This is a genomic window from Amycolatopsis sp. NPDC004625, from assembly GCF_040609695.1.
In the GTDB taxonomy this organism is placed as follows: domain Bacteria; phylum Actinomycetota; class Actinomycetes; order Mycobacteriales; family Pseudonocardiaceae; genus Amycolatopsis.
In genome coordinates this window covers 99,524-125,921 of the sequence record NZ_JBEXKX010000005.1, presented here as the reverse complement: position 1 = coordinate 125,921, position 26,398 = coordinate 99,524, and the positions used below count along the sequence as shown (strand labels likewise).

Annotated in this window: 29 protein-coding genes; 14 read left to right on the top strand and 15 right to left on the bottom strand. The window is 73.9% G+C overall.

Annotation, left to right across the window (positions count from 1 at the left end; all coding sequences use genetic code 11):
• Nucleotides 1-12 precede the first annotated feature (12 nt).
• Nucleotides 13-435: a hypothetical protein gene (locus ABZW17_RS07710; RefSeq protein ID WP_354810772.1), complete on the top strand. Its 423-nt coding sequence runs from the start codon at nt 13-15 to the stop codon at nt 433-435.
• A 10-nt stretch (nt 436-445) separates the two neighbouring features.
• Here ABZW17_RS07710 and ABZW17_RS07705 read toward each other — a convergent pair whose 3' ends face one another.
• Nucleotides 446-1,261 carry a hypothetical protein gene (locus ABZW17_RS07705; RefSeq protein ID WP_354810770.1) on the bottom strand — a complete coding sequence of 272 codons (816 nt, stop codon included), beginning with the start codon at nt 1,259-1,261 and terminating at the stop codon, nt 446-448.
• A 112-nt stretch (nt 1,262-1,373) separates the two neighbouring features.
• Between ABZW17_RS07705 and ABZW17_RS07700 the strand changes: the two genes are divergently transcribed.
• Genes ABZW17_RS07700 through ABZW17_RS07690 form a run of 3 tightly spaced genes read left to right on the top strand, consistent with a single transcriptional unit; the run spans nt 1,374 to nt 3,848 of the window.
• Nucleotides 1,374-1,766, top strand: a complete 393-nt coding sequence (locus ABZW17_RS07700) for a GntR family transcriptional regulator (protein ID WP_354810768.1) — start codon at nt 1,374-1,376, stop codon at nt 1,764-1,766.
• Nucleotides 1,763-2,848 (top strand): DUF1648 domain-containing protein, encoded by a 1,086-nt coding sequence (locus ABZW17_RS07695; RefSeq protein WP_354810766.1) that lies wholly within the window; start codon nt 1,763-1,765, stop codon nt 2,846-2,848. Before ABZW17_RS07700 ends, ABZW17_RS07695 begins: the two co-directional genes overlap by 4 nt.
• 16 nt (nt 2,849-2,864) lie before the next feature.
• Entirely contained in the window at nt 2,865-3,848 is a 984-nt protein-coding gene (locus ABZW17_RS07690) for an alpha/beta hydrolase (protein ID WP_354810765.1), read from the top strand.
• A 9-nt stretch (nt 3,849-3,857) separates the two neighbouring features.
• Here the strand turns inward: ABZW17_RS07690 and ABZW17_RS07685 are convergent, their stop codons facing one another.
• The 3 genes from ABZW17_RS07685 to ABZW17_RS07675 all read right to left on the bottom strand — a co-directional run bounded on the left by ABZW17_RS07685 (nt 3,858) and on the right by ABZW17_RS07675 (nt 4,701).
• On the bottom strand, nt 3,858-4,070 hold the full coding sequence (locus ABZW17_RS07685) for a hypothetical protein (RefSeq protein WP_354810763.1): 213 nt from the start codon (nt 4,068-4,070) through the stop codon (nt 3,858-3,860).
• A 209-nt stretch (nt 4,071-4,279) separates the two neighbouring features.
• The gene (locus ABZW17_RS07680; protein ID WP_354810761.1) at nt 4,280-4,567 is read right to left on the bottom strand and encodes a hypothetical protein; all 288 of its coding nucleotides are present in this window, start codon (nt 4,565-4,567) and stop codon (nt 4,280-4,282) included.
• On the bottom strand, nt 4,564-4,701 hold the full coding sequence (locus tag ABZW17_RS07675; RefSeq protein ID WP_354810759.1) for a hypothetical protein: 138 nt from the start codon (nt 4,699-4,701) through the stop codon (nt 4,564-4,566). The genes ABZW17_RS07680 and ABZW17_RS07675 overlap by 4 nt, the downstream gene beginning before the upstream one ends.
• Nucleotides 4,702-4,875: 174 nt before the next feature.
• On the opposite strand from ABZW17_RS07675, the gene ABZW17_RS07670 reads away from it, so the two are divergent.
• Nucleotides 4,876-6,309 carry a hypothetical protein gene (locus ABZW17_RS07670; protein WP_354810757.1) on the top strand — a complete coding sequence of 478 codons (1,434 nt, stop codon included), beginning with the start codon at nt 4,876-4,878 and terminating at the stop codon, nt 6,307-6,309.
• A 44-nt stretch (nt 6,310-6,353) separates the two neighbouring features.
• A complete protein-coding gene (locus tag ABZW17_RS07665) occupies nt 6,354-8,495 on the top strand; it encodes a hypothetical protein (protein WP_354810755.1) in 2,142 nt (713 codons plus the stop codon).
• Nucleotides 8,496-8,500: 5 nt separating this feature from the next.
• Here ABZW17_RS07665 and ABZW17_RS07660 read toward each other — a convergent pair whose 3' ends face one another.
• The 3 genes from ABZW17_RS07660 to ABZW17_RS07650 are packed head-to-tail and all read right to left on the bottom strand — an operon-like array spanning nt 8,501 to nt 10,646.
• Nucleotides 8,501-9,043 (bottom strand): helix-turn-helix domain-containing protein, encoded by a 543-nt coding sequence (locus ABZW17_RS07660; protein WP_354810753.1) that lies wholly within the window; start codon nt 9,041-9,043, stop codon nt 8,501-8,503.
• On the bottom strand, nt 9,040-9,447 hold the full coding sequence (locus ABZW17_RS07655) for a nuclear transport factor 2 family protein (RefSeq protein WP_354810751.1): 408 nt from the start codon (nt 9,445-9,447) through the stop codon (nt 9,040-9,042). Before ABZW17_RS07655 ends, ABZW17_RS07660 begins: the two co-directional genes overlap by 4 nt.
• A 38-nt stretch (nt 9,448-9,485) precedes the next feature.
• Nucleotides 9,486-10,646: a globin domain-containing protein gene (locus ABZW17_RS07650; RefSeq protein WP_354810749.1), complete on the bottom strand. Its 1,161-nt coding sequence runs from the start codon at nt 10,644-10,646 to the stop codon at nt 9,486-9,488.
• 260 nt (nt 10,647-10,906) lie between these two features.
• Between ABZW17_RS07650 and ABZW17_RS07645 the strand changes: the two genes are divergently transcribed.
• Nucleotides 10,907-11,854 (top strand): helix-turn-helix domain-containing protein, encoded by a 948-nt coding sequence (locus ABZW17_RS07645; protein WP_354810747.1) that lies wholly within the window; start codon nt 10,907-10,909, stop codon nt 11,852-11,854.
• Between the two features lie 51 nt (nt 11,855-11,905).
• Here ABZW17_RS07645 and ABZW17_RS07640 read toward each other — a convergent pair whose 3' ends face one another.
• From ABZW17_RS07640 to ABZW17_RS07625, 4 genes are all read right to left on the bottom strand, one after another.
• Nucleotides 11,906-12,634, bottom strand: coding sequence for a D-Ala-D-Ala carboxypeptidase family metallohydrolase (locus ABZW17_RS07640; RefSeq protein ID WP_354811008.1), 729 nt, complete (start codon nt 12,632-12,634; stop codon nt 11,906-11,908).
• Nucleotides 12,635-12,669: 35 nt separating this feature from the next.
• Nucleotides 12,670-13,989, bottom strand: coding sequence for a GH25 family lysozyme (locus ABZW17_RS07635; protein ID WP_354810745.1), 1,320 nt, complete (start codon nt 13,987-13,989; stop codon nt 12,670-12,672).
• A gap of 125 nt (nt 13,990-14,114) precedes the next feature.
• On the bottom strand, nt 14,115-15,290 hold the full coding sequence (locus tag ABZW17_RS07630; RefSeq protein ID WP_354810743.1) for an FAD-dependent monooxygenase: 1,176 nt from the start codon (nt 15,288-15,290) through the stop codon (nt 14,115-14,117).
• Complete coding sequence (locus ABZW17_RS07625; protein WP_354810741.1) at nt 15,287-15,442, bottom strand: hypothetical protein; 156 nt, start codon at nt 15,440-15,442, stop codon at nt 15,287-15,289. Before ABZW17_RS07625 ends, ABZW17_RS07630 begins: the two co-directional genes overlap by 4 nt.
• 104 nt (nt 15,443-15,546) lie before the next feature.
• Between ABZW17_RS07625 and ABZW17_RS07620 the strand changes: the two genes are divergently transcribed.
• Complete coding sequence (locus tag ABZW17_RS07620; RefSeq protein ID WP_354810739.1) at nt 15,547-16,776, top strand: WD40 repeat domain-containing protein; 1,230 nt, start codon at nt 15,547-15,549, stop codon at nt 16,774-16,776.
• Between the two features lie 12 nt (nt 16,777-16,788).
• Here ABZW17_RS07620 and ABZW17_RS07615 read toward each other — a convergent pair whose 3' ends face one another.
• The 3 genes from ABZW17_RS07615 to ABZW17_RS07605 all read right to left on the bottom strand — a co-directional run bounded on the left by ABZW17_RS07615 (nt 16,789) and on the right by ABZW17_RS07605 (nt 19,047).
• Nucleotides 16,789-17,400 (bottom strand): hypothetical protein, encoded by a 612-nt coding sequence (locus tag ABZW17_RS07615; protein ID WP_354810737.1) that lies wholly within the window; start codon nt 17,398-17,400, stop codon nt 16,789-16,791.
• Nucleotides 17,401-17,604: 204 nt separating this feature from the next.
• Nucleotides 17,605-18,588 (bottom strand): nitroreductase, encoded by a 984-nt coding sequence (locus tag ABZW17_RS07610; protein ID WP_354810735.1) that lies wholly within the window; start codon nt 18,586-18,588, stop codon nt 17,605-17,607.
• A 6-nt stretch (nt 18,589-18,594) separates the two neighbouring features.
• Nucleotides 18,595-19,047 (bottom strand): DUF6292 family protein, encoded by a 453-nt coding sequence (locus tag ABZW17_RS07605; protein ID WP_354811006.1) that lies wholly within the window; start codon nt 19,045-19,047, stop codon nt 18,595-18,597.
• A 282-nt stretch (nt 19,048-19,329) separates the two neighbouring features.
• On the opposite strand from ABZW17_RS07605, the gene ABZW17_RS07600 reads away from it, so the two are divergent.
• From ABZW17_RS07600 to ABZW17_RS07575, 6 genes are read left to right on the top strand one after another with little or no spacing between them, the layout of a single operon-like run.
• Complete coding sequence (locus ABZW17_RS07600; protein ID WP_354811004.1) at nt 19,330-20,340, top strand: NAD(P)H nitroreductase; 1,011 nt, start codon at nt 19,330-19,332, stop codon at nt 20,338-20,340.
• Between the two features lie 15 nt (nt 20,341-20,355).
• Nucleotides 20,356-20,595 (top strand): SHOCT domain-containing protein, encoded by a 240-nt coding sequence (locus tag ABZW17_RS07595; RefSeq protein WP_354810733.1) that lies wholly within the window; start codon nt 20,356-20,358, stop codon nt 20,593-20,595.
• The gene (locus tag ABZW17_RS07590; RefSeq protein ID WP_354810731.1) at nt 20,592-21,296 is read left to right on the top strand and encodes a hypothetical protein; all 705 of its coding nucleotides are present in this window, start codon (nt 20,592-20,594) and stop codon (nt 21,294-21,296) included. The genes ABZW17_RS07595 and ABZW17_RS07590 overlap by 4 nt, the downstream gene beginning before the upstream one ends.
• Before the next feature lie 9 nt (nt 21,297-21,305).
• On the top strand, nt 21,306-22,667 hold the full coding sequence (locus tag ABZW17_RS07585; protein WP_354810729.1) for a wax ester/triacylglycerol synthase family O-acyltransferase: 1,362 nt from the start codon (nt 21,306-21,308) through the stop codon (nt 22,665-22,667).
• 47 nt (nt 22,668-22,714) lie between these two features.
• Nucleotides 22,715-23,125, top strand: a complete 411-nt coding sequence (locus ABZW17_RS07580; RefSeq protein ID WP_354810727.1) for a metalloregulator ArsR/SmtB family transcription factor — start codon at nt 22,715-22,717, stop codon at nt 23,123-23,125.
• On the top strand, nt 23,122-24,765 hold the full coding sequence (locus ABZW17_RS07575) for a SulP family inorganic anion transporter (protein ID WP_354810725.1): 1,644 nt from the start codon (nt 23,122-23,124) through the stop codon (nt 24,763-24,765). Before ABZW17_RS07580 ends, ABZW17_RS07575 begins: the two co-directional genes overlap by 4 nt.
• Here ABZW17_RS07575 and ABZW17_RS07570 read toward each other — a convergent pair.
• Nucleotides 24,759-26,273 carry a WS/DGAT domain-containing protein gene (locus ABZW17_RS07570; RefSeq protein ID WP_354810723.1) on the bottom strand — a complete coding sequence of 505 codons (1,515 nt, stop codon included), beginning with the start codon at nt 26,271-26,273 and terminating at the stop codon, nt 24,759-24,761. The two genes, ABZW17_RS07575 and ABZW17_RS07570, sit on opposite strands and share 7 nt — an antisense overlap.
• Between the last annotated feature and the right edge of the window lie 125 nt (nt 26,274-26,398).

Below are 26,398 nucleotides of genomic sequence, written 5' to 3'. Positions count from 1 at the left end.
CAAGGAGGAGCGATGACGACCACCCCCAAACCGACCACGGCCACGGCCCTGCGCCTCGGCTTCGCATTCCTGGCGGCGGCCGCGGCGAACACGGTCATCGCGTTCGGGGCCCTGTCGCTCGACGACGGCGGAATCGGCATGGGCCTGAACCCGGCGTCCTACCTGCCCGCCACGGCCGTCGGCCTGCTGCTGGGCACGGTGGGCTGGTTCGTGATCGCCCGCCGGGCGCCGCACGCGCTGCGCGTGGTCGTCCCCGCGGTCCTGGTCCTGACCTGGGTGCCGGACCTGCTGCTGTTCACCGCGGGCGCCACGGCGGCCAACATCTTCGGGCTGATGCTGATGCACCTCGTGGTGACGACGGCGGCAGTCACGGCGCTGCGCCCGACACTGAAGCCGGCCGAGCGCGGTGTCCAGGCGGTTCAGGCCACCGAGTAGGGCTCTTCGTCTAGCGCACCGACAACACCGTCCGGGAGCCCAGCCGTCCCTTTTCCGGCTCCCGGACGACCTGACCGGCCGCCACCGCGGCCGTCACCGCGCCGACGGCGTCCTCGGCTCGGTAGATCGTCTCCAGCAGCGTGAACCGCTGCAGGTCGGCGACCGTGGCGGGGCCGCGCCGCGCCAGTTCCGCCAGCAGCGCCCGCCGCAGCGGGAGCAGCTGCGGCGTAAGGGAAATGTCGACCAGGGTGCCGTCGGTGTCACGCGGGTCGCGGTAGCGGATGCCCGCGAACTCGTCCACCGCCCACAGCTCGGTCTTGAACGTCGCGAGGTGCCGCTGGTCGGCCGTCGCGAAGACCAGCGTGCGCGCCTCGCCGTCTTCGGCCACCAAGTCCACCGCCGCCGCGCAGCCGAGGCCCGCCGCGTGCAGCCGCTCCCGGGCGTCCGTGCCCGGCTCCGCCGTGAGCAGGACCTCGTGCGCCTTGCCCCGCAGCAGAGCTGACGGCCACGCATCCGGCAGGTGCGCCAGCATCGGCCCGGGCACTTCGACGTCCTCCAGCCCGGCCGCGGTCCGGACCGCGAGCCCTTCCGGCGCCCCGCCCGGCGCCGCCCGGCCGACGACGACCGCCGTCAGGTGGTGGCCGGGCAGGCGGTCGGCGAACTCGCCGAAGACCCGGAACGCGTCGGCGGCGAAGTCCCCGCACTCGACGTACGTCCCGCCGCGCTGCGAGCGCAGCACCGTCGCCGTCCACGCGTCGAGGTACCGCACCAGCACGTCACGCTCGACGGAACCGTGCGGGTCGGGACGCCGCACGCGCTCGGCCACCCTCCGGTTCTACCGCACCCGCTCCCCCGCCACCAGAACCCGGCCGGGCGTCCTTGCGCGTTGAGTAGCTTTGTTCTATAACTACTATAACAGCTCAACCAGGGGGACGCCCGTGATCATCAGCCTCGACCTGTCCGGCGACGTGCCGATCTACCAGCAGCTGCGGGACCGCGTCGTCGAGGGCATCGCGGCGGGCACGCTGGCCGAAGGCGAGTCGCTGCCGTCCACGCGCCAGCTCGCCGCGGACTTCGGCATCAACTTCCACACGGTCAACAAGGCGTACGACCTGTTGCGGCAGCAGGGTTTCGTGCGCCTCAACCGCAAGACCGGGGCCGTGATCGGCCCCACCGGCGCCGACGAGGCGTTCACGACCGGCTGGTCGGCGCGGGCACGCACGCTGCTCGCGGAGGCCGTCGCCAAAGGGGTCCCCGCGGACGAGGTGGTGGCGACGTGCCGCGCCCTGCTCGCGGAATTCGAAGACAAGCAAGGGGATGAGACATCGTGACGACGACCGGTGTGGTGGCGCACCTGGTGCTGGTGGCGCTGCTGGGCTACCTGGCGTGGCTGACGCCGGTGCTGTCCGCCCGCAGCGTGCGGTTCGGCGTGCGGGTGCCGGACGACCGGATCGACGACCCGGTGGTCCGGCGGGAAACGACCCGGTTCCGCACGAGGGTGCTGGCCGCGGGCGGGATCATCGCGCTCGCCGGCACCGGGCTGATCCTCGTGGCGGGCATCGCGGTGCTGGCCGCGGGCGAGCTGGCGATGCTGGCCGCCTGGTACCTGCTCTACCTCCGGGCCAACCGGGTCATCACGGCCGCCAAGCGCGACCAGGACTGGTACGCCGGTGTCCGCCAGGGCGTCGCCGTGGACACGTCGCTGCGCAACGACCCGCCGCGCTTCCCGTGGGCGTGGCTGCTGCTCCCGGTGCTGGTGGTGGCCGCGACGGTGGTCGTCGGCGTGCTCCGGTACCCGGGCCTGCCGGCCACGCTGCCGGTGCACTACGCCGGCGGCACCGCGGACCGGTTCGCGCCGAAGTCCGTGGGCTCCGCCTTCGGGATCGTGTTCGTCCAGGCCGTGCTGACGGTGGTCCTCGGCGTCTCCGGCGTGCTGGTGTTCCGCGGGCCGGCCGACGTCGACCCGGCGCGACCGGCGGCGTCCGCCCGGGCGCACCGGAAGTTCGTGTCCCGGCTGGGCACCGCGCTCATCGGGCTGGCCACGCTGATCGACCTCGGCCTGTTCGCCGCCGCCTGGACGATCTGGGACGCCTCGCCGGACACCGGTCTCCTGCTGCCGCTGACGATCGGGCCGGTCGCGATCGGGGTCGCGCTGCTCGTGGCCGTCGTGGCCGGGCGCGACCGCGGTCCCGAACCCGACGAGCACACCGGCCTGGTCCACCGAGACGACGACGGCAACTGGATCGGCGGCGTCCTCTACCGCAACGCCGAGGACCCGTCGTGGTTCGTGGCCCGCCGGTTCGGCGCCGGCTGGACCGTCAACGTCGGCAACCGCGTCGCGCTCGTCACCTGCCTCGGGCTGACCGCCGCGATCGTCCTGCTCGGCCTCCTGCTGCCCGTCATCCTGCACTGAACAAGGGGGATTTCCCATGCACAGCCTCATCGTCGCGACCCTGGTCGCCGCGACCGTCGCGCCCGCCGGCGGCCTTCCGGCCACCGACCGGGAACTGACCTTCCGGGCGGACGGCATCGCCGCCCACGGCACCCTGCACGTCCCCGCCCACCGCCCCGGCGCCCGGCTCGCGGCCGCGCTGCTGCTGCCCGGCAGCGGGCCGACCGACCGCAACGGCAACCAGCTGCCCGCGTTGCGGCCGGACACCCTGGCGCTGCTGGCGGACGCGCTGGGCCGGGACGGCATCATGACGTTCCGGTTCGACAAGTACGGCAGCGGTCCGGCGCACACCCCACCGCCGGCCGGCGCCGACTACGGCGTTTTCGTCCGCCAGGCGGCCGCCGCCTACGCGACGCTGCGGGCGCAGCCGGAGACGAACCCGGCCGCCATGCTGATCGCCGGCCACAGCGAAGGCGGCCTGAACGCACTGCTCGTCGGCACCTCCGTGTGGCCGCGCCCGGCCGGGTTGGCCCTGATCGCGCCGCAGGACCAGCGGATCCTCGACATGATCGCCGCCCAGGTCGGCGCCCAGCTCGACGCCGCCCTGCCGCCGGAGCAGGCGCTGGCCCAGAACCAGCTGATCACCACCTGGATCGCCGAGTTCCGCGCCGGCCGGCCCACCGGCACGGAGGGCATGCTGCCGTCCATCGCCGGGCTGTTCGAAACGCTCGCGGCGCAGGGAGCCTTCCTCCGCAGCGACGACGCGATCTACCCGCCGGACGTGGCCCGGAAGGTGCCGCGCGGGACGCGGGTGCTGGTGACGTGCGGGACCGCCGACCCCAACGTCCCCTGCGACACTCTGCCGCCGCTGCTGCAGGCCCTGCCCGGCGAGCACCTCGTCACCCTGGACGGGATCGACCACCTCCTGCACCCGGCCGGCAGCCCCGCCGAAGGGCAGCCACTGGCACCGGCGTTCCTCGCGGCCCTGCACCAGTGGGCGAGGCCCTGGTCGGCGCGGTGAGGGGCCCGGTCAGCGCAGGTGGTTTTTCCGCCGGCGCCAGACCACACCCGCGACGGCCACCAGCAGCACGGCGGGCAGCCCGGTGACCACCCACCCTTCGACGGGCGCTGCCGGGACGACGTCCACGAGTGTGTGCAGCGAACTCTGGGCCGGTGGGCCGCCGGCGCTCCCGTTCTGTTCGTGCCGGTACGCCACGACCGCGTATTCGATGGCTGTAGGCATTCCTCAGCCCTCCTCGGATTCCCGCGAACCGCAAACCAGTGTGACGGTGTGGTGCGGAGAATTCCAGCCCCGTCAGAGTTCCCTGATGCCCACCGGTTTCGATCCAGTCGCCGACGAACCGCACCCGGTCGCCGCCGACCAGGGCGGGTGGTCCGCCGCAGCCGGTCCTCGCCTGCCCGGGCAATCGGATTACGCGGTCCCGGACCGTGTCAAGCAGCAGGTCCATCCACAGTAGACACTCCCGGCGCCGGCAGCGCGAGCAACGCGGCGATCACCGACACGGTGTCCCCGCGCCGGCGCCACACCGCCTTCCCGGCCGGTTCGCTCCCCGTCCGGGCCGCCGATGCCTCGAGCTCGCCGTGGATCTCGATGCGGTCGCAGAACTCCGGCCAGCCGTAGGTGCCCACGATGATCGTCAGCTCCCCGTCCGGGCCGGCGATGTGCTGGAAGCGGAAGCCGCGGGCGATCAGGGCGTGCAGGCCCTCCTCGGGTGTCATCCGCGGTCCCGGTCGTCCGGGGCGCGGCGGGCCTTCCCGGTGGCGGGCGGGCGGGCCGGGGCCGTCTCGGCCGGGCGGGCGGGATCGGGCGGGGTCCGGCCGCCGCGGGCGTTTTCCGCCCAGCGCACGGTCATGCGCCTGCGGTGTCGCGATGACGGGACACGGGTCCTCCTCGGTTCGCTGCGGCGGACCAGCCTTCCGGACCGGGGCGGGCGCGCGGATTCCCGGCGGACGGGAGTTTTCCCCGGATTTTCCGGGTGATCTCCGGTGCTGCCAGGGAAAGCCGTGATGCGCTACGGTGATCCGCCATGGGTACCAGCGGAGCGAAACCCGGGAGCAAACCGGAGCGGGAACGGCTCCGGCACCAGCTGCTCGCCGCCGGGTCGAGCCCGGCGCGGATCGCCGTCGAAATGGCCGGGCGCTGGCAGTTCAACCCGCGCCAGGCCTGGCGCTACACCCACGGCCTGTCCCAGACGGCGGTCGCGGCCCGCTGCAACGACCTGCTCGGCGACCCGCGTGCCCCGATGACCGGGAAACGGATCAGCGAGTACGAGGCGTGGCCGCAGCGCGGCATCCGGCCCACGATCCACGTCCTCGCCCTGCTCGCCCGCGTCTACGGCACCGTGCCGCGCGCCCTGCTGGGCGAGGACGAACTGCCGCTCCTGCCCGAGCCGGAGCGGCTGATGCTCGACCAGCTCCCGCCGGCCGAGCCGCCCGCCCCTCCCCCGGCGTCCGGGCGGCTCGACGCGGCCGCGGTCCGCGCCGCCGCCCACGCGTCCGGGGCGCACGCGGAACTCGCCGAGGTCACCGAGGTCGGCGCGATCACCCTCGAACAGCTGGACCACGACGTCGTCCAGCTCGCCCGCAGCTCCATCCTGACCCAGCCCGAGGAGATCTTCGGCGAGCTCGTCCGCGTGCGCGACCGCGTCTTCCGGCTGCTGCAGCGGCGCGCCCACCCGGCCCAGCAGTCGCACCTCCACCTGCTCGCCGGCCAGACGTGCGGGCTGCTGGCGAGCGCCAGCATGGAGCTGGGCTGCTACGGCGCCGCCGCCGAACAGTCGCGCGCCGCCTGGGTCTACGCGGAGATCATCGGCCACCACGGGCTCAAGGCGTGGCTGCGCGGCACGCAGGCGCTCATCGCGTTCTGGTCGGGCAACCCGCGGGAGGCGGCGCACCTGGCCAAGGCCGGCCGCGAGTACCTGCGGCACGGCACCGGCTTCGTGCGCCTGTGCAACATCGAAAGCCGGGCCTGGGCCTACCTCGGCGACGTCCGCGAGACCCGGACGGTGATCGGCCTGGGCCACCACGCCCGCGAGCAGGTCACCGAGCCCGACGAGCTGCACGACCTCGTCGGCGGCGAATTCGGCTTCGACGAAGCACGGCAGTCCTTCTGCAACGCCGGGGCGTGGGTGCAGGTGGGCAAGCCGGTGCTGGCGATCGAAGCGGCCGAGCGCGCCCTGCGCCTGTACGCGACGGACGCCGAGCGCAACCGGCGCTACGGCGGCGAGGCGTCCACCCGCCTGGAGATGACCGACGGCTACCTGGCCGTCCGCGAACTCGACGCCGCCGACGTCGCCCTCGACCCGGTGATCAGCACGCCCGCCACGGCCGGCGTCGCCCACCTGGCCACCCGCCTGTCCGACATCTGCACGACGCTGGACACCGCGCCCTACCGCAACTCCCGCGAAGCCCGCGAACTCGCCGAACGGATCCGCGCCCACCCGGCGCTGGCCGGCCCGTAACCGCCGGGCGTTGCAACCCGGCGCCGAAATCCGATTCTTCCGGCATGACGCGCAACGGGCTGCTCGTGGCCACCGGGATCGTGCTGCTCGTGGCCGGGCTGGGCTGGTGGACGCTGCAGGTGACGCTGCTCGAGCCCGGCGCCCGCAGCACCGCGAGCGGGTACGGGCAGTTCGTGCTGGCGGCCTTCGGGGTCGTGCTGACGGTCTGGCAGATCTTCGGCGCCAAACTCCGGTCCGGCCGCGCCACGGCGGACGCCGACGCCCTCACCGACACCCTCGCCGCCGTCGTCCGGCGCCAGTGGACCGCGGCGGCGCTGGAACGCGGCCTGCTGCAGCCCGAACCGCTGCCGATCCGCTGGCACCTCAGCAGCGAGCCGGTGGCGGGCCCGCCGGCGTCGGCCACGGCCCGGGGCTCGTTCGCGCCGCTACCGGGCCTGAGCCGCACGACACCCGCCCAGCTGCGGTCGGGCACGCACCGGACGCTCCACCGCGTGTACGGCGGCCTGGCGTCGGGCCGGCTGATCATCGCGGGCACCCCGGGAACCGGGAAGAGCTCGGCGGCGATCCTGCTGCTGCTGGACGCGCTGAACCACCGCAACCAGGTCGGCCCGCAACAGCGGCGCGCGGTGCCGGTCCCGTTCCTGACGACGTTGCAGGGCTGGGATCCCGACCAGACGTCGGTGCGGGACTGGCTGGCCGGCAAGCTCGTCGACGTCCCCGCCTTCAGCGGCCGGCACCGCCGCCGGTCCGCGGCCGAACTGCTCGACGCGGGCCGCATCGCGGTGTTCCTGGACGGCCTGGACGAAATCCCGGAGGACGACCGGCCGGTCGTCCTCCGGGCGCTGAGCCGGCAGGCGAGCTTCCGGATCGTCCTGCTGACCCGGACGTCGGAACTGGTCGTCGCGGCGCGAGGCGGGATCTTCACGGGAGCGGTGGCCCTCGAACTCACGCCGTTGAAGCCGGGTGACGTGACCGGCTATCTGAGGCGCTGCCTGGTCGACCCGCCACCGGCGGCGTGGGAGAAGTTCCTCGCGACGCTCGCGTCCGGCACCGACCCGGTGGCCGCGAAGGCTCTCGACAACCCGTTGTCGATCTCGCTGGTCCGCGATGTGTACCAGCGGACCAGCGACGCCCCGGCCGCGCCCGGCGTCGACGACCTGCTCGACCGGACCAGGTTCCCGGCTTCCGAGTCGATCGCCGAGCACCTGCTGGACCAGGCGGTCGCCACGGCCTACGAACCGCAGCCCGGCCGGGCCAGGTCGAGATATACCGAGGAGACCGCCCGGCGGACGCTGGTGTTCCTCGCGACCAGACTGAGTGCGGCCAGCACCCGTGACCTCACGTGGTGGACGGTTTCCCATTGGACACCGGTCTTCGCCCGGATTTTGCTCGGCGGCGTTGTCGGCGCGTTCGCGACCGCCGTCGCCGGAATGCTCAGCGTGTTCGAAATCAGCCTGTTCCTGGGCTCGCACCCCGCGATCAGCTCGCTCATCGCGACCGCCGGCTTCGCGGTCATCGGTCTCGTCGTCGGCGCAGCGACACACGGTCGCCTGCGCATGGAACCGCATCAGCTGAATCTCTACGGCGGGGGACGTGTTCAGTGGAAAGCGAATTCCACCGCCGGCTTCTCGCTGGGTCTGGGTTTCGGGGCAAGCAGCGGCCTTTACTTCGCTTATACCGCAGGCACTGTTACAGCCGGCGTAACAGCCTTTCTTCTTCAGGTTCTGCTGACTTCGGTCGCTTTTATCCTCGCTTCCACACTGCGGGACAAGATGGTGACTCAGGAACCGTCGAAAGCGATCGATCCACGATATCTCCTCCGGCAGAGCCTGCTCGCCGGAGCAGCCGTCGGGCTGGGTGCAGGCTTGGCGATAACGACAGGTATCTTCGGGTTGGTCGCCGTCGCGAACATCGTCGAGCCGTGGGAAAGCGTTCCGACCGCCTGGGAATTCGGGCTGTTCGTGCTCACGTTCGGCGTGAACCTCGGAATCGCGCTCGGCGCCGTCTGCTCAAGCGGCTGCACCACCGCCCTCGCCCAGCTCTACTTCTTCCTCACCGGCAAAACTCCCCTGCGCCTGGCCCGCTTCCTCGACGACGCCCGGGACCGCCAGCTCCTCCGCACGGTCGGCTCCGACTACCAGTTCCGGCACGCGACCCTCCAGGACCGGCTGGCCCTCGAACCGTGATGCCTCTACCCCTGCTCGCCCCCGGGATCGACGAGGTCCAGGAGCCAGGCGCTCCAAGCCGTGTCGGCGCGCTGCTCCGGCAGCTCGAGCGCCGTCGACACCGTCTGGACCAGGCCCGTGGCGAAGAACGTGCGCACCCGTAACGCATCCGCGCCCGTCAGCCGCGCGATCGTCTCCATCAACGCCAGGTGCCGGCGGCGGACCGCCTCCCGCACCGGCTCGTCCGCCGCCGCCGCGTAGCCCTGGAGGACCACCAGCCCCACCGTCGGGTCCTTCTGCAGGAGCCGCACGTAGGCGACGCCCAGCTCGGGCAGTGTCGGCTCCGCGCCGGCGAACGCCGCCTCGATGCGGTCGAACGCGGCGTGGACGACCTCCAGGAACAGGTTCCGCTTGGAACCGAACATCTGCACGATCCGCGGGTGCGAAATCCCGGCACGGGCGGCGATGGCCTCCAGCCGCGCGCCCGCCAGCCCGTTGGCGGCGAACTCGGCGTCGGCGGCCTCGATGATCCCCGCCCGGCGGGCCGCGGCGGGCAGGCGGGCGTTCACGACGGCCCGAGCTGGCTCAGCACGAACTGGTTGTCGTACAAGCAGCGGTACGCGTGGATCAGCCCGTCGTCGCCCAGTTCCAGCCGGTCGTCGCCGTGGAACTCGACGACCCGGCCGGTCTTGGCGAACGTGCCGGTGAAGCGCCACGCGACGAGCACCGCGCGCCGCGTCACCTCGGTGTACAACCCCATGCGCGTGAACGAATAGTCCGGGTAGGCACGCCCCATCCGGGTCACGAACTCGCGGATCGCGTCCGGCCCGTGCGCGGTCCGGCCCAGCGCGGGTTCGTCGTAGACCAGGCCGGCCGCGCACATCGCGGCGACCGCGTCGGCGTCGTGCCCGTTCCACGCCTTTTCCCACCGCGCGGAGAGCGCTTCGGCCTCGTCGGCCGCGAGAGTCGTCATGCGAGCTAACTTACAAGTAAGTAAGGAGTGGGGCAAGGTCAGAGCATGCCGGGGCCGAACACCTCGTAGTGGATACGCTCCACGGGCAGCCCGCGGCGGATCAGCCCGTCGCGGAGCTCGTGCATGAACGGCAGCGGGCCGCACAGGTAGGCGGTCGTGTCCGGGGTCAGCGGCAGGGCGCCGACGTTCATCCGCCCGGGTCGCGACCGCTCGTCGTGGTCGTGCTCGTACCACCGCAGCTCCCGGACGTTCGCCAGACCCGTTGCGGTGTGGGCACATTCGCGGCGGAGCGCGTGGTGGGCCGGTGACCGGTCGGCGTGCGCCAGGACGACCGGGCGGGTCGGCCGGGTGCGGGCGAGGTCGTCCAGCATCGCGGCCATCGGGGTGATCCCGATGCCCGCGCTGGCCAGCAGCACCGGCCCGGTACCGCGGTCGAGCGCCGTGTCTCCGGCCGGCGGCCCCAGCAGGAGCGTTTCGTCCTCCGTCACGCGGTCGTGCAGGAACCCCGACACCGCGCCACCCGGGACGCGGCGCACGGTGATCCGCAGCGAGCCGCGCCCGGGCCCCTGCGACAGCGAGTACTGCCGGGGCTGGTGGCGCCCGTCGGGCAGGTCGACCGCGACCGAAACGTACTGTCCCGGCCGGAAGTCCGGCACGAGGCCGCCGTCGTCGGGCACCAGGGTGAACGACACCGTGTCCACGGCCTCGTCGAGGCGCTTGGCGACCCGCCAGCGGCGCCAGACGTCGGCGGGGTCGACGTCGCCGCGCTCGTAGAGGCGCGCTTCGGCGGCGATCAGGCGGCAGGCGAGCAGCCAGTAGACCTCCTGCCACGCGGCGGCGACCGCGGGCGTGACCGCGTCGCCGAGAACGGTGCCCACCGCGGTGAGCAGGTGGTGGCCGACGACCGGGTACTGCTCGGCCCGGATGCCCAGCGAGACGTGCTTGTGCGCGATCCGCTCGGCGATCGGGTCGAACGGCGGGGCGGCGGGATCGAGCAATTGCCCGGCGAAGGCCACGACGGCCGCCGCCAGGGCGAGCTGCTGGCGGCCGTCGGCCTGGTTGCCCTGGTTGAACACCCGGAGCAGCTCCGGGTGCGCGGCGAACATCGACGAGTAGAACTCGCCGGTGATCTCGGCGGCGTGCGCGCGGACGACGGGCAGGGTGGCGCCGACCACCGCGGCGGATGCTGGGGACAGCAACGGTTTTTCTCCTTCGTCGGGGACGCGGGCCGGGGGTTCGCCCGGCCGCTCCCCCGATCCTTCCCAGCCGCGGTGGGGCCGCCCAGGGATCTTCGGACCTCGAACCGGGGACCTTGGTCAGCTCCGGGAGACCGCGGGCCACCGGATGGCCGGGTGTGATCGCCCGGGTGGCGCAATCCGTCGGTTTCCGCCCGGCTTGCGGCGCGACGGTGTTAACTTCCGTCCGTCATCCGCGGCCCGAGCGAGGTGTTCCTGTCACCGTGACACCGCACATGGACAAGTTCGCCGCCCACCTGCGCATGCTGAAGGACCGCAGCGGGCAGGGCTACGAACGCCTCGGCCGGCAGGCCGGGGCCAGCGGCTCCAGCCTGCACCGGTACTGCTCCGGCAAGAGCGTGCCCGCCGACTACCGCGTCGTGCACTCGTTCGCGAAGGTCTGCGGCGCGTCCGCGGAGGAACTGCGTGAGCTGCACCAGCTGTGGGCCCTGGCTGACGCCGGCCGCGACGGCGAGGGGCCGCCCGAAGAGCACGCCGCACCGCCGCGGCACCGGCGGTGGTTCGTGCCGGTGGCCGTCGCGATCGTCGTCCTGCTGGCCGGCGGCCTGTTCTGGGTCACCGCCGACGGGTCGGGGGCACCACCCGGCCGGTACGCCGACCGGGTGCTGTTCTCCACCGCCTGCCAGCCGCCGGTGAGCATGGGCCAGCACGACGAGTGCGTCACCGAGGTGCAGAACCTGCTGACCGCCGCGCACGGGCGGCTGGCGGTCGACGGCTCGTTCGGCCCGGAGACGCTGCGCCGGGTCACCGCGTTCCAGGTGCTGGCCGGCCTGCCCGCCCGGGGCGTGGTCGACGAGGCCACCAAGAACGCCCTGTACGACCACCGGACCAGCATGGCGGGCTGGTCGCCGGCCATGGTGGAGCAGCGGATCCGGGCCGTGTTCACCGAGACGCCGGACACCGCGGTCGCGATCGCCCGCTGCGCGTCGTTCCTCGATCCGCTGTGGGTGCTGCCGAACACGAACGGCAGCCGCAACTGGGGCGTCTTCCAGATCTCCGACGGCCGCCTGCTCGAACTGGGCGGGACGCCCCGCCAGGCGTTCGACCCGGTCTGGAACATCGACGCGGCCCACCGCCTGTGGCGCGCGCACCACGACTTCCACGACTGGCCGGCCTGCGCGGCGGCGCTGGCGGACCCGCAGCCGCACTGAGTACGGCCGGGGGCCGGGAACCCCCAGGTTTCCCGGCCCCCGGCCGTGGCTTCAGACCGTGCCGTTCTCCCACCACCACGAGCGGCCGAGGTCGGCCCGGCTGTCCACGTGCTGGTGGTCGGTGTTGTAGGTCTCCAGGCCGGAGAACCCGCAGGTCTCGGCCTTCTGGTAGACGGTCTTGTTGGCCACGCCCGGCACGTTCAGGTCGGCCGCGGTGCCGTAGAGGTGCATGCTGTCGCTGGCCCCGCCGATCTCGGCGTTGTGCGCGATGCTGCGGAACCCGGAGTTCACCGTGATCGGCTTGTTCCCGAGCTTCTTGCGCAGCGCCTCCAGCTTGTACATGCAGCGGCGGGCGTTCTCCTTCGCGGTGGCCGCGCCGACCTTGCCGCCGTTGAACGTGCCGCTGTCGCGGTCGGTGAACTCGCTGAAGTTGAAGTGCACGGTCGAGCCGTCGCTCTGCTCCAGCGCGTTGAGGGCGGCTTGGGTGGCCGGGCCGACCTGGGCGTCCGCGCCGAGCCCGTAGGCCGTCTGGAACCGGCGGACGGCCGCCGCCGTGCCGGGGCCGAACTCGCCGTCGATCGAGACCCGGCTCTGGCTGGCGTGATCGGCCGCCCAGCCCGCGACGCGGATCTGCAGTTCGGTGACGTCGGCGCCCGTGTTGCCCTGCACGAGGGTGCGGGACCAGGGGTAGGCCTCGGCGGTGCCGGTCAGCAGCAGCGGGCTGACCGCCGCGGCCGCGCCGAGCACGACCGCGCCGCGCAGCACCGTGCGGCGGCTCATGGAGGGGGTCATTCTCGTCCTTTCGTTGCGGGGGTTCACCGGTTGGCGAGCTGGTCGAGGTCGGCCTGGGTGCCGTTGAAGACGTCGCCGGTGGCCGGCGCGGGGATGCCGTCGGGGATGGCCGCGTCGGTGTACTGCCACATCAGCCAGGTCTTCGACCCGGCGGGCAGCGCCGGCTGCGTGACGGACTGCCGGTAGTCGGCGAGCTGCATCGGATAGCCCGACAGCGCCGTGGTGCCGCCGAGGCAGGCGTCCAGGAACGACTTCTGGGTGTAGATGATCGGCGTCCGGCCGAACGCGGCCTGGACCTTGTCCAGCCACGCCTTGGCGTCGGCGACGGTGACGTACGGCGGGCAGCCGCCGGAGCCGTCGTCCTTCCACTCCAGGTCGAACACGGGCGGCAGGTCACCGGCGCGCTTGCCGGTGTACCCGGTGGCCTTGACCGCGGCGACGAACCGGTCGGCCTGCGCCCCGCCGGTGTTCGCCGCCGTGCCCGTGTAGAAGTGGTACGGGCCCACGGCCAGGCCGGCGGCACGGGCCGCGGGCAGGTCGGTGGCCAGGTACTCGTCGGTGACGTTGAGGCCGCGGGTCGCCTTGACGGTCGCGAACTCGACACCGGACGCCTTCACCGCGCCCCAGTTGATCGCCGCGCCGCCGGGGTGCTGGTACTTCGCCGTGTCGACGCCGTCGATCGGGTGCCCGGCGGGTTTCGGCGGTGTGCAGTAGGTGTTGCGGCTCGACCAGTCGGTCACCTTCGCCCAGGTGGTGGGCCCGGCCACACCGTCGGCACCGGCGTTGACGCAGTGCTGGAACTCGATCACGCGGGTGCGGGTGCCGGCGCCGAACCGGCCGTCGATCGTCAGCGGCGGGTAGTGGCCCGGTTCCATGGCGAGGTTCAGCCGGCACTGGAGTTCTTCGACGTCCGGGCCGGTGGACCCGCTCTGCAGGGTGGGGCGCGCGGTGGAGTGGCCGCACACGACGCTCTGCGCGGTGCCCGCCGTGCCCGGGGTGGCGCACTTGCGCGGCCGCGCGGCCCACGAGTTCAGCGCGGCCCAGGTGTTCGGCCCGAGCTCGCCGTCCACGCTCAGCGCGGCGCAGTTCTGGAACACGCGCACGCGGGCGTCGGTCGCCGGCCCGAAGGAGCCGTCGGCGCCGATCGGCGAGTACCGGCTCGCCTTGGTCGCCAGGTTCAGTTCGCACTGCGCCTCGGTGACCGAGGCACCGGACGCGCCTTGTTTCAGGGTGGGCTGGGCACTGGTGTGCCCGCACACCGCAACGGGTTCGGCCGCGAGCGCGGGAGCGGCGGCGGCGGGGACCACCAGCAGCACCGCGACGGCCAGAGCGAGTCTCTGCATGCGGTGAAGGCTGGCAGCGGCGGTCCCGCCGGTCGCCGTCCGCCGCCGGATCTGGGACGCCGGGACGATTCCACCCCGCGGACCAGCGGAAACGCCGGTGCGATGGGACGTTCCCGGGACGTCGGCTACCCCTTGACCGACGCTCCCGAGTCCGGCACCCCGGCGTAGTCGGAGAGTTCGACGCCGTTGAGCGCGCGCTCGACGAGCTCGGGGAGCCCTTCGGGATCCAGCTCGACGCCGTCGCGGCTGAGCGCGTGCAACCGGCCGATCTCCTGGTTGGCCTCGACGAACGGGCGCATCCGCCTCTCGTAGGCCGCGAACCCGGCCGCCGGGTCCCAGCCGGCCGCGGCCAGCTCCCCGGCCAGCAGGTACGCGCCGATCAGGGCCAGCCCGGTGCCCTGCCCGGACAGCGGCGACGAGCTGAACGCGGCGTCGCCGAGCAGCGCCACCCGGCCGCTCGCCCAGCGGTCCATGACCACCTGGGCGACCTGGTCGAGGTAGAAGTCCGGGGTGTCGTCCAGGTGCGCGAGCAGCTGCGGCGTCAGCCAGCCCAGGCCGGCGACCCGCTCGCGCAGCAGGCCCTTCTGCGCTTCGACGTCACGGTGGTCGACGTCGAAGGCGGGCGAGGTGAAGGAGAACATGGCCATCGCGCGGGTGGCGTCCCCGATGGGCCGCAGCATGGCCGAGCGCCCGCCCTCCTGGTGCTCGAGCAGCCAGCGGTCCAGCCCGAACTCGTTGGGCACGCTGTAGAAGGCCATCACGTGCCCGAGGTGGCGGACGAACCGCTCGCGCGGCCCGAAGACCTGCTCCCGCAGCGCCGAGTGCAGCCCGTCCGCGCCCACCACGAGGTCGAACCGCCGCCGGCCGCCGCCCGCGAAGGTGACGTCGACGCCGTCGGCGTCCTGGACCAGTTCGGCGATCCGGTCGCCGAAGACGTACTCGACACCGTCGCGGGTGTCGTCGTAGAGGACCTGGGACAGGTCGCCGCGCAGGATCTCGATCTCCGAGATGTAGCCGTCGCCGCCGTCGTCGTCCGCGCGGAAGGTCTCGAGGACGGCACCGTCGGCGTCCACGGTGTGCGCGCCGGCGGTTTCGGTGCGGGCCGCGCGCACGGCGGCGTCCAGCCCCATCCGCCGGATGACCTCCCGGGTGATCCCGCGCGCGTCGACCGCCTGCCCGCCGGGCCGCAACCCGGGCGCCCGCTCGACGACGGTCACCTCGGCGCCCCGCCGGCGCAGCCAGTGGGCCAGCGCCGGCCCCGCGATGCTCGCCCCCGCCACCAGAACCCTGACACCGCTCATCGCGCCCCCTCGTTCCCGGATCTTTGCCGGGAGACTACCCCGGCCCGCCGGGCCGGCCGGATCGCCGACCGCGCCGCCCGGGCCAGCCCGGCCAGCTCGGTCAGCACCGGCCGGACCAGCAGGATCGCCGTCATCCACTCGACCATTCCCATCGCCGCCTCCTCGGTTCGCCCACCCGATCCTGCGGCGTGCCACGGCCGCTTTGACGCCCGTGGACGAACGTTGACGGGTTCCGGCCGGTTCGTACGCTGAGGGCGTGGGCGTACTGAGACGGGCGGCGACCCCGCCGGGGCCGATCACCGACCTGTTCGACCGCTTGCACGAACTCCACCTGCGGGCCGGGGAGCCCGGCCTGCGGCAGATCGCCGGGGACATCGGCACCGGCGTCGTCAGCCACGCCACCGTGCACACCGCGTTCACCGGCCCACGGGTCCCGAAGTGGGGCTACCTCGAGCTGATCGTCGAGGCGCTGGGCGGCGACCCGGCCCTGTTCCACCGGCTGTGGCTCGCGGCGCGGCAGGCCGAACGCACCGGCGGGCCGGCCCCCGCTCCGCCGGCGCTGGTGCGGGAGACGGCGGCCTGGATCTGCACGAACGTCCTGACCGGGCACGGCGGCGAGGTGACCGGGGTGGCGTTCAGCCCGAACGGCCGGCTGGTCGCGACGGTGAGCGCGGACATGTCCGTCCGGCTGTGGAACACCCACGACGGAACGCCGTACGGGGCACCGATGACCGGCCACCGCGGGCCGGTCTGGGGGGTGGCCTTCAGCCCGGCCGGCCGCGTCCTCGCCACCGCGAGCGTGGACACCACGGTGCGCCTGTGGGACCCGGCCACGGCCACCGCCCTGCCGGTGCCGCCCCTGGAGCACGACGGCTACGCGGTCGCCGTGGCGTTCAGCCTCCACGGCCGCACGCTCGTCACCGGCGGCGGCGACGCCCTGGTGCGGGTGTGGGACGTCGGCGGCGAGGTGTCCCTCCGTTCGGTCCTGGCCGGCCACACGGGCGCGATCAACGACCTGGCGGTCAGCCCCCGCGGCTGGATCGCGTCTTCGGGCACCGACGGCGACGTGCGGCTGTGGCACGCGGGCGACGGAGAACCCGCCGGCCACCGCCTCGCCGGGCACCCCGCCTCGATGGCGTGCCTGGCGTTCAGCCCGGACGGCCGCACGCTCGCGGCCGGAGCCGACGACGGCACGGTCCACGGGTGGACCATCGCCACGAGGACGCCGGTGCGGGAACCGTGGACGGCCCACGAGAGTCCCGTCTGGGGCATCGCGTTCGTCGAACCGGCCACGCTGGTCACCGCGGGCCGCGACCACACCGCCCGGTTGTGGGACTGCGCGACCGGTGCCGCGGCGGGCCCGCCGCTCTCCGGCCACGAGGACGCGTTGACCCACGTGGCGGTGAGCCCGGCGGGGACGCTGCTGGCCACCGCAAGCGACGACGGAACGGCCCGTCTCTGGCGTCCCGCACCGGCCGTCGCCTGAGCGCACGCCCGATCAGGGCCGCTGGTCGCCGCGGTGGGTGGTGCCGGTTCCGTGGGCGGCCCATTCCCGCTGCCAGGCGTCGTACCGGCGGCGGTTCAGCAGGTGGACGGCACCCCGGTAGGCGAGGACGAAAAAGGACACCACCGCCGCCCCGAGGGTCGCCGCTCCCAAGGGGGCGCCGATGACCGCCGCCGCCATGGTCAGCGGTCGCTCCGCCGGGGCGCCCGTTTCGTCCACCCAGATCTCGACCTCGTGGCCCGCGACCGTGCCCGCGGCCGCTTCGACGTCGCCCACTCGCTGCTGCCCGTCTCGCGTTCGCCAGGTCGCCCGCGTCGGGCCGGAGCCGAACGGCGTGCCGCTGCGCCCGGCGGCGGCCGGCACGGGCCCGTCGGCCAGCAGGACCGCCGTCACCGTGTAGCGCGTGGCCGTCTGCCGGCGGGACTCGGCCGCCGCGGCCGAGTGTTCGCCGATGCCGAACAGCACTGCGCCCGCCGCCGTGATCAGCGACAGCAGGACGACCAGGAGCAGCAGCCCGGCCTGCACCCGGTCCGACGAGCGGACCAGCGGGCCGCGGCCGGGCAGGAGCGTGTGCCGCAGGCGGGTCAGCTGCATCCTGGTGTCCATCGTTCCGGCCCTCCGGGTCGCTCGGGAAACTGTGCCCAGCATCGCCGGAGGGTGCGTGCGCGACCCAGGGGCGACGGTCCCCGGCCGGTGGGCCCTGCGGCCGTTTCCGGCACGCGGTTCCGGTGACTTCGTGCCCTGGCCACGACGGCGCCGGACTCCCGATCGCCGCCCGCCTGCGGGGTCGCAGGTCCACCGGTGCCGGACCTAGGGTCCGCGGTGCAGCACCTCTTCAACCGCCCGGCGCGGGGTGAGCGGGTCCGCTTCCGCCGCGTAGCCGATGCGCAGGAGCGCCTGCGGGTAACCGGTGAGACCGAGGTCTTCGCACAGCGCGGAACGCACCGGCGCCAGGTGCAGCGGCTGCGTCAGGACCGCGGCGGCCAGGCCGAGGTCGACGGCCGCCAGCCAGGCGCGTTCCATCGCGTAGCCGGCGCGGACGTGGTCGAGGCGGGAGTCGTCCGCGGTCACGAAGAGCAGCAGCGTCTCGCCGGCCAGCCGGCGCTCGAGTTCGGCCGGCTCCGGGACCTCGGTCGCGCGGCGGACCAGGCCGGCCCACGGCACCGCGCCGGCCGGGATCCGGCCCGCCGGGATGCCGACGCCGTGCCGGTGGGCCGGTTCGTCCCGGATCGTCCACAGCGACAGCTCGCGCTGGTAGCCGCCGTCCTGCCGGAAAGCGTCCGCGGCGAAGTGCAGCAACCGGGCGACGACGGCGATCTCGCCGACGGGCCGGGCTTCGACACCCGGCGCCCCGCCCGCCGCGACGATCCGCCGCACCACGGCCGCGGGCACGGCCAGCCCTTCGAACGGCGCCCGGTGACTCGCCCGGCGGGCGATCGCCCCGTACCGGCGGAGCTCGCCGGCCGACGGCGAGGCCGGCTCCCCGACGGCGATCCGGGCGACCACGTCCGGCGGTTCGTCCTCCGGCAGGAACGCGACGACGCACGAGCGGCCGAGGGTCCGGGCCGCCAGTTCGAGGTTGGCCACCGCGGCGCCGCAGGAGGCGGCGCGGTCCCGGCCGTGCGGGTCGTGGCGGGGCAGCACGGGTTCGGCACGTTCGCGCACCGTCAGCTCCCCCGGCGCGAGCTCCAGCCGCCAGGGCTGGGTGTTGTGCACGGAGGGCGCCCGCACCATCGCCCGGACCAGCACACCGGCCTCGGCCGCCGTCCAGCCACAGGACTCCACAGTGGACATTGGAGATCACCCCGTCCGGATCGGGAACGGCGTCCACGGCACGCGGCGGTGACGCCGCAAGCGGTCCATCAGTTCACGGCGGTCACCACGCAGGTCCGGCGGGACGGGTTCGCCCGGCGCACCACCCGCGTCCCGGATCGCCGCCACGAACCCGCGCACGCGGGCCGGACCGGGCACGAGCTCGCCGCCGAGGTAGGCGAGCACCAGCAGGTCCTCGCCGGAATGGGTTTCCATGGCGAACGCCCAGCCGTGGCGCTCGTCCCACACCAGCGCCATGTCCCGGCCGGGGTACCGGCACAGCCGCACGTCGAGGGCGATGTACCCCGAGGCGGGCGCGTCGAGGTCCACGGTGCAGGACTCCTCCCCCACCCCGACCGCGGTGCTCACCGCGGCCAGGTAGCCGGTCAGCCCGCTGCGCAGGCCGTGGTCACGGTCGATACCGGTCAGCAGGGAAATCACCTTCCAACGCGTCGGATCGGGCACCGGCCACATCGGACCGGGGCCTCTCGGGACCCGACGGTACGTTCCCGCCGCCGCCACCGGATGGCGTCGTTCGGCCCTGGCGGTAGGGACTTTCGTCACCTGCCGCAGTGGTCCTGGCGGCCGGGACGGCCCTCGGCCTCCCGGACTTCCGGAGCACCGAAAGTCCTCCGACCGAAGGCACTCCGGCCCTCCCGGCCACGGCCGGCCCGGTGCGAAGGTCGGACCGGAAGCCACCCCCGACGACGAGGAAAGCCGATGATGGACCGAGCATTCCCGGACGACTTCACCGTCAAGACCGCGGTCGGCATGGCGGTCCGCGCGCCGTCGGTGCACAACTCCCAGCCGTGGTACTGGCGGGTGGGCCACAGTTCCCTGCACCTCTACGCCGACCCGGACCGGCGGTTGCCCGAGACCGACCCGGACGGCCGCGACCTGATCCTCAGCTGTGGCGCCGCGCTCCACCACGTCCGGGTCGGCTTCGCCGCGCTCGGCTGGGCCGCCGAGGTGCACCGCCTGCCGAATCCCGCCGAACCCGGCCACCTCGCCGCGATCACGCTGCACCCGCACGACCCGTCGCAGGACGAGATCGCGATGGCCGCCGCCATCCCGCGCCGCCGGACCGACCGGCGCCGCCACAGTTCGTGGGCCGTCCCGCGCGGGCACGTCGAGGCGATGTCCCGGGCGGCCGCGCTGGAAGGCACCGTGCTGCAGGCCACCGAAAACTCGGCACGCTACTACCTGGCGACGGCGATCGAAGAGGCCGCGGACCGGCACGCCGCCGACCCGGCGTACCGCACCGAGCTGGCGGCGTGGAGCGGCCGCCACCTGTCCCCCGACGGTGTCCCCGCCCGCAACACCCCGGCCCCGGACGACACCCCGGGCGCGCTCCGGACCCGGCCGTTCGCCGACCCCCTCCTGGCCCAGCCGACGGGCGCCAAGGCCGAGGACGACGAGACCGTCCTGCTCGTGCTGAGCACCGCCTCGGACGACCGGATGTCGCGACTGCGAGCGGGTGAGGCGACGAGCGCCGTGCTCCTGACGGCGAACGCCTTCGGCCTGTCGTCGTGCCCGCTGACCGAGCCGCTGGAGCTGCCCGACGTCCGCGACACCGTGACCGAGCACGTCACCGGCGGGTCGTTCCCCCAGATGGTGCTGCGCATCGGCTGGGCCCCCGCCAACGCGGAGCCGCTGCCCGCGACCCCGCGCCGCGACCTCGCCGACGTCCTGCAGCCGCTCGAAGCTCCCCCCAAGCACTTCCAAGCCCACTGACGAAGGAGCCCGGTCATGCCGTACTGGAATCACCCCTGGGCCATGGGCTGGGCCGGCAGCATCGGCATGCTGGTGCTGATGGCACTGGTCCTGGCCGCGCTGGTCGCCCTGGCCGTCGTCCTCGCCCGGCGGGGACCGCAGCCGCCGTCGCCGGACGACACCGCCCGGCGGATCCTCGACGAGCGGTTCGCCCGCGGCGAGATCGACCAGGAAGAGTACGAACGCCGCCGCAACGCCCTGACGAGAACCAGGTGACCACGCGCGGGCGGGTGCTGCTCGCCGCGGTGGCGTGCGGGCTCGCGGTCGCCGGGTGCGGGAGCGATCAGGGCTCACCGGCGCCGGCGAGCACGCCGCTTTCGACGTCGGTGCTCCCCGCGCCGGTCACCACCCCGGCTTCCGCTTCGGGGACGACCACGGCACCCGTGACCCCGGCGCCGCCCACCACGACGGCGCCGCGGACGACACCGGTGCCGCCGCCGGCGTGCCGGGAAACCGGCGGCTGGCGCACCGACGCGCGCGATGCGGGCCCGATGAGCCGCGAAGCGCTCTACCTCGTGCGGGCCGGGCGGCACGCCTGCTTCGACCGCGTGGTCTTCGACGTCAACGGCCCGGCGGCGGCCGGCTTCGTCGTCCGGTACGTCCCGGTGGTGACCGCCGACCCGAAAGGCGACCCGCTGCCCGTCCCCGGCGGAGCGGCCCTGCAGATCGTCGTCCGGGCGCCCGCGCTCGGCACCGACGACTCCGGGCACCAGCCCGGCCGGGTCCTGGCTGCGGTCGGGGACACCCTCGTCAGCACCCCGGACTGGCCGTCCCTGCGGGCCGTGCGCTTCGCCGGCTCGTTCGAAGGGCTCAGCACGTTCGCCGCCGGCGTCCGCGCGAAGCTGCCGTTCCGCGTGTTCACCCAGCTCGGACCGCAGGACCGGGTCCGGCGGGTGGTCGTGGACATCGCCCACTGAGAGGACGTCATGGACCGGCTCAGCCCGCTCGACGCGGCCTTCCTCGAGATCGAAGACGAGGACCCCGGCTCGTCACTGGCCATCGCCTCGGTCGCGATCGCCGAAGGGCCGGTGCCGGACCAGGACGAGTTCGCCGCCGCCGTGCTCGCGCGGCTGGCCGGGATCCCGCGGTACCGGCAGAAAGTGCGCACGGTGCCGTTCGACCTCGGCCCGCCGGGGTGGGTCGATGACCCCGCGTTCGACCCGGACGCCCACTTCGGCCGGATCGCCCTCCCGGCACCGCACGACGAGAACGCGCTTCGCGAGCTGGTCGCCCTGGTGATGGGCGAACGGCTCGAACGCGACCGGCCGCTGTGGGAGTTCTGGGTGATCGAGGGACTTCCCGACGGCCACTGGGCGATCCTGACGAAGGTGCACCACGCCCTGGCCGACGGGCTGGCGGCGACCCGGCTGCAGACCGTCCTCTTCGGGGACGCCCCGGCCGACGCCCGTCCGGCCGCCGAAGCACCCGATCCCGGGACGGCCGCCCTGCTGCTGGACGCGGCCGGCTCGCTCCTGCGCACGCCGTGGATCCTGACGCGGCTGCTCGCCCGGGAACTGCTGCACCCGAACCGATCGGCCCGCCGCGTCAGCGATGCCGCCCGCGGTCTCGCGGCGATGACGTCCGCGCTGCTGCCGGTGTCGCCGACGGCGTTGACCGGTCCGCTCGGGCGCGACCGGCGCTACTCGACCGCCTCGGTACCGCTGGCCGACGTCCGGGCCGTCGCGCGAGCGTTCGACGTCACGGTGAACGACGTCCTGCTGGCCGCGGTCACCGGCGGGTTCCGGGAACTGCTGCTGCAGCGCGGCGAAACGCCCGCCGCCGACAGCGTGCGATCGCTGGTGCCGGTGTCCGTGCGCACCGGCACCGCGCTCGACAACGAAGTCTCGCTCCTGCTGCCGCTGCTGCCGGTCGACTCGGCCGACCCGGCGCAGCGGCTGGTCCGGGTGCACCGGCGGCTGGGCACGCTGAAGGCCGCCAAGGAAGCCGACGCCGGCGCACTGCTCACCGCGACCGCGGCGCACGAGCCGTTCGCCCCGGTCGCCTGGGCGATCCGGGCCGCCTCACACCTGCCGCAGCGCAACATCGTCACGGTGACGACCAACGTCCGCGGCCCGGCCGAGCCGCTGTCCGCGCTCGGCCGCCGGATCGTCCGGATCCACCCGTACGTGCCCATCGCGCTGCGGGTGCGGATCGGCGTGGCGATGCTCAGCTACGCCGGCGAGGTGACGTTCGGGATCACGGCGGACGCGGATGCGGTCCCGGATACCGACGTGCTCGCCCAAGCGATCGAACGGGAGTTCCCGGCGCTGCTGGCCGCGACCCGCTGAAGCCACGGGTTGATGGATTGATAGAATCATCAATCCAGGAGGTGCCCATGCCCGCCAGCGCCCGCACGACCGAGCCGCTCTACCGGATCAAAGCCGATCTCTTCAAGTGCCTGGCCCATCCGATCCGGATCCAGGTGCTCGAGGTGCTGGCCGCGGCCGGCGAGGAGGGCACATCGGTCACCCGGCTGCTCGAGGTGACCGACTGCGAAGCGTCCCACCTGTCCCAGCACCTCGCCGTGCTTCGTCGCAGCGGAGTCGTCACCTCGACCCGTACGGGCAACGCCGTCGAGTACTGGCTCGCCCAGCCGCTCGTCGCGGAACTCCTGGTCGTGGCCCGCGCCTTCCTGCTGTCGAGCCTGACCCCGGACTCCGGCCGGCTCCGCGCCGCCCAGGAACTCCCACCGCTGCCCGGAGCCAGCCCCCAGGCCATCCTCGACGCCGTCGAGGCCAAGGCGTGAGCCGCCTGGCGACCGTCCGGGAGCTGCTGCCCGGCCGCGGCGATTACGACCTGCGCGCGCCGGTCCTGCGCGCGGACTTCCTCGCCGGCCTCACCGTCGGCGTCGTGGCCCTCCCCCTCGCGCTCGCCTTCGGCATCAGCTCGGGGGCCGGCGCCGCGGCCGGGCTCATCACCGCCGTGGTCGCCGGGATCGTGGCCGCGATCTTCGGCGGCTCGCCCGTCCAGGTCTCCGGCCCGACCGGGGCCATGGCCGTCGTCCTGGCACCGATCGTGGCCGTCCACGGGACGGCGTCCGTGGCGCTCGTGGCGATCCTCGGCGGCGTGGTCGTGCTCGCGGCGGGCGCAGCGCGGCTGGGCCGGCTGGTGGGCTACCTGCCCTGGCCGGTCGTCGAAGGTTTCACCCTCGGCATCGCCTGCATCATCTTCCTGCAGCAGATCCCCGCGGCCGTCGGGACGACCGCGACCCCGGGCCGCGGTCCGCTGCCGGCCGCGGGATCCGCCCTCGCGAACGCCGGCGGCGTGGCGGGCTGGACGGTGGCGACGGTCGCCGTCGTGGCGATCACCATGCTCGCGCTGCCGAAGCTGCACCGCGGGATTCCGGCGTCGCTGGTGGCGGTGACCTTGGTGACCGTCGCCGCCGAAGTCACCCACGCCCCGGTACCGCGGATCGGGACCTTGCCGCGCAGCCTCGTCCCCGCGCTGCCGCACTTCGACCTCGGCGTGGTCCACGACCTCGCCGGGGCCGTCGTCGCCGTGGCCGCGTTGGCGGCCATCGAATCCCTGCTTTCGGCCCGGGTGGCCGCGACGATGACCCGTGGCGACCGGCCGATCGGGCCCACCCGCCCGGACCGCGAGCTCGTCGGCCAGGGCGTGGCCTCGATCGCCAGTGGCCTGTTCGGCGGTATGCCCGCGACCGGCGCGATCGCCCGCACCGCGGTCAACGTCCGCTCCGGGGCGCGCACGCGGCTCGCGTCCGTCGTCCACGCCCTGGTGATCCTCACGGTGATCTACGCCGCGACCGGGTTCGTGTCCCGGATCCCGCTCTCCGCCCTCGCCGGTGTCCTGCTGGTCACGAGCCTGCGCATGGTGCCGCTCGCCACGATCCGCGAAGTCGTCCGCGCGAGCCGCTCCAGCGCGGCCACCTTCGCCGTGACCGCGGTCGTCACCGTCGCGGCCGACCTCATCCTCGCGGTGGAGATCGGCTTGCTCGCCGCCGCCTTCTTCGCGCTGCGCCACCTCGCCCGGGCCGCCCGCGCCCGGCGTGACAGCCTGCCCGGCCCGGCCGCCGAGGGCGACGAGCACATCGCGGTCTTCCGCTTCGAGGGCGCCGTGTTCTGGGGCGCTTCGGAACGGATCATGGCGGAGATCGCCGCCGCGGCCGACGACGTCCTCGTCGTCATTCTGCGGTTCTCCCGCCTGCACCTTCTCGACGCGACCGGCGCGAAGGCGCTGGGCGAGACCATCGGGGAGCTGGAGGCGCGGGGCGTCACGGTGCTGCTGAAGGGAATCCAGGACCACCACCAGCACCTGCTGACGACCACCGGCGCCCTCCGCGGCGGCGACCACGTCTTCACCAGCCTCGAGGACGCGGTCGCCCACGCCCGCGCCCAGGTGAGCGCCGCGTCGGCTCAGGCTCACTGAGCCAGCTCGGCGAATTCCGCGGCCAGCGCGTCGACCAGTGCCTCCGGGTCCGGGATCAGCTTCCGGTCGGTGCCGAAGCCGAACCGCACTTCGCCGGCGTAGCTGAAGATGCAGATGGTGATCGCCTGGCGGCCGCTGCAGGGTGCCCAGCCGACGATCCCGGCCACCTCCGCGCCCGCCAGCGTCATGCGCGCCCGCGGGCCGGGCACGTTCGTGAGCACGCCGACGGCCTTGCCCGCGAAGAACCGGCTCAGCGGCAAGCCGACCGGCGCAGGGCTCCGCGCGATCGCGTACTGCACCCCGAAGGTCAGGACCGGCTCGAAGGAGTCGCGGATCCGGGCGACCCGGGCGTGCACCTCGGCGAGACGCTCGGCGAACGTCCGGCGGCCGAGCGGCAGCCGGGCCGGCACGAGGGAGAAGTGGTTGCCGAGGGTGGCCGGGAGCTCGTCGTCGAAGGACGACAGGCTCACCGGGATCAGCCAGCCCAGGTCCGACGGCCCGGGCCGGGCCGTTCCACGGGCCGTGAAGTACCGGTCGAGGGCGCCCGCGACGAGCGCGGTGCAGACGTCGTTGATCGTCGTCCCGGTGTCGTGGCCGATCCGGCCGAGCGTGGCCAGCGGGACCGGGTCGCCCCACACCGCGGTCTTTTCGACGCCCGGTTCACCGTCCCACAGGCCGGTGGCCGTGGACGGGCCGAGGAGGTCACCGGTCCCGGTCGCGCTGTGCCAGAGCGTCGTCGCCGCGCTCGCGACCGTGTCGACCGCCTGCCGGGGACCGCCGTCGAGGGCCGAAGACAGGAAGCCGGCGACCGCGCCCGTGGCCCCCACGGCCGCGGTCGCGCCGAGCACCGGCAGGGCGACCGCGGTCTCCAGCACGGGATGCACGCGGGCGGCCCGCTGCTGGAGCTTCGCGCCGGTGTCGCCCAGGACCCGCAGCGCGGTGGCACCGAGCCGCGCCACGGGCTGGGCCACGGGTTCACGGTGGGGTCCTGCTCCGCCGACCTTCGCGTGCGGAGCCGTCTCGCTCCCGATCGGGTCCAAGAGGCTGAACAGGACCTGCGTCAACCGGATGCCGTCGGCCATCGCGTGGTGCGTCCGGCAGACCAGCGCGCTGCCGCCACGGTAGCCCCGCAGCAGGTCTATGGTCCACAGTGGACGTCGCGGGTCGAGGGGTTCGCCGCGCCGCGCCGCGACGAACGCCTGCAGGGCCGCCCGGTCGGCGGGGGCCGGAAGGTCCTGCACGACGAGGTGCCGGCCGAGGTCGAAGGCGGGATCCGTTTCCCAGGCGAGCGTGCGGCCGTGCCGGACGGCTCGCTGGAAGTACACCGGGTAGCGCGCGAGCAGGCGGTCGGACACCAGCGACCGCAGCCGCGCGGGGTCCACCGGTGTCCGCGTCCAGAGCACCGAGGTGACGACCATCAGGTTCTCGGGCCGGTCCAGGTGCAGCCACAGGCTGTCCTGCGCCGGTATCCGGCGGTGCGGTCCGACGGTTTTCCGCGTGTTCGGCACCGTTCCACCGTGCCGCGGCGCCGGATCCGGGGAAAAGGGCCGGAAGTCCTCCGCCCGCACGGCCGAGGACCCTCCCCCGCTCCCCCGACCGGGCGCATCGTGACGTGTCGGCCGATCCACCGGAA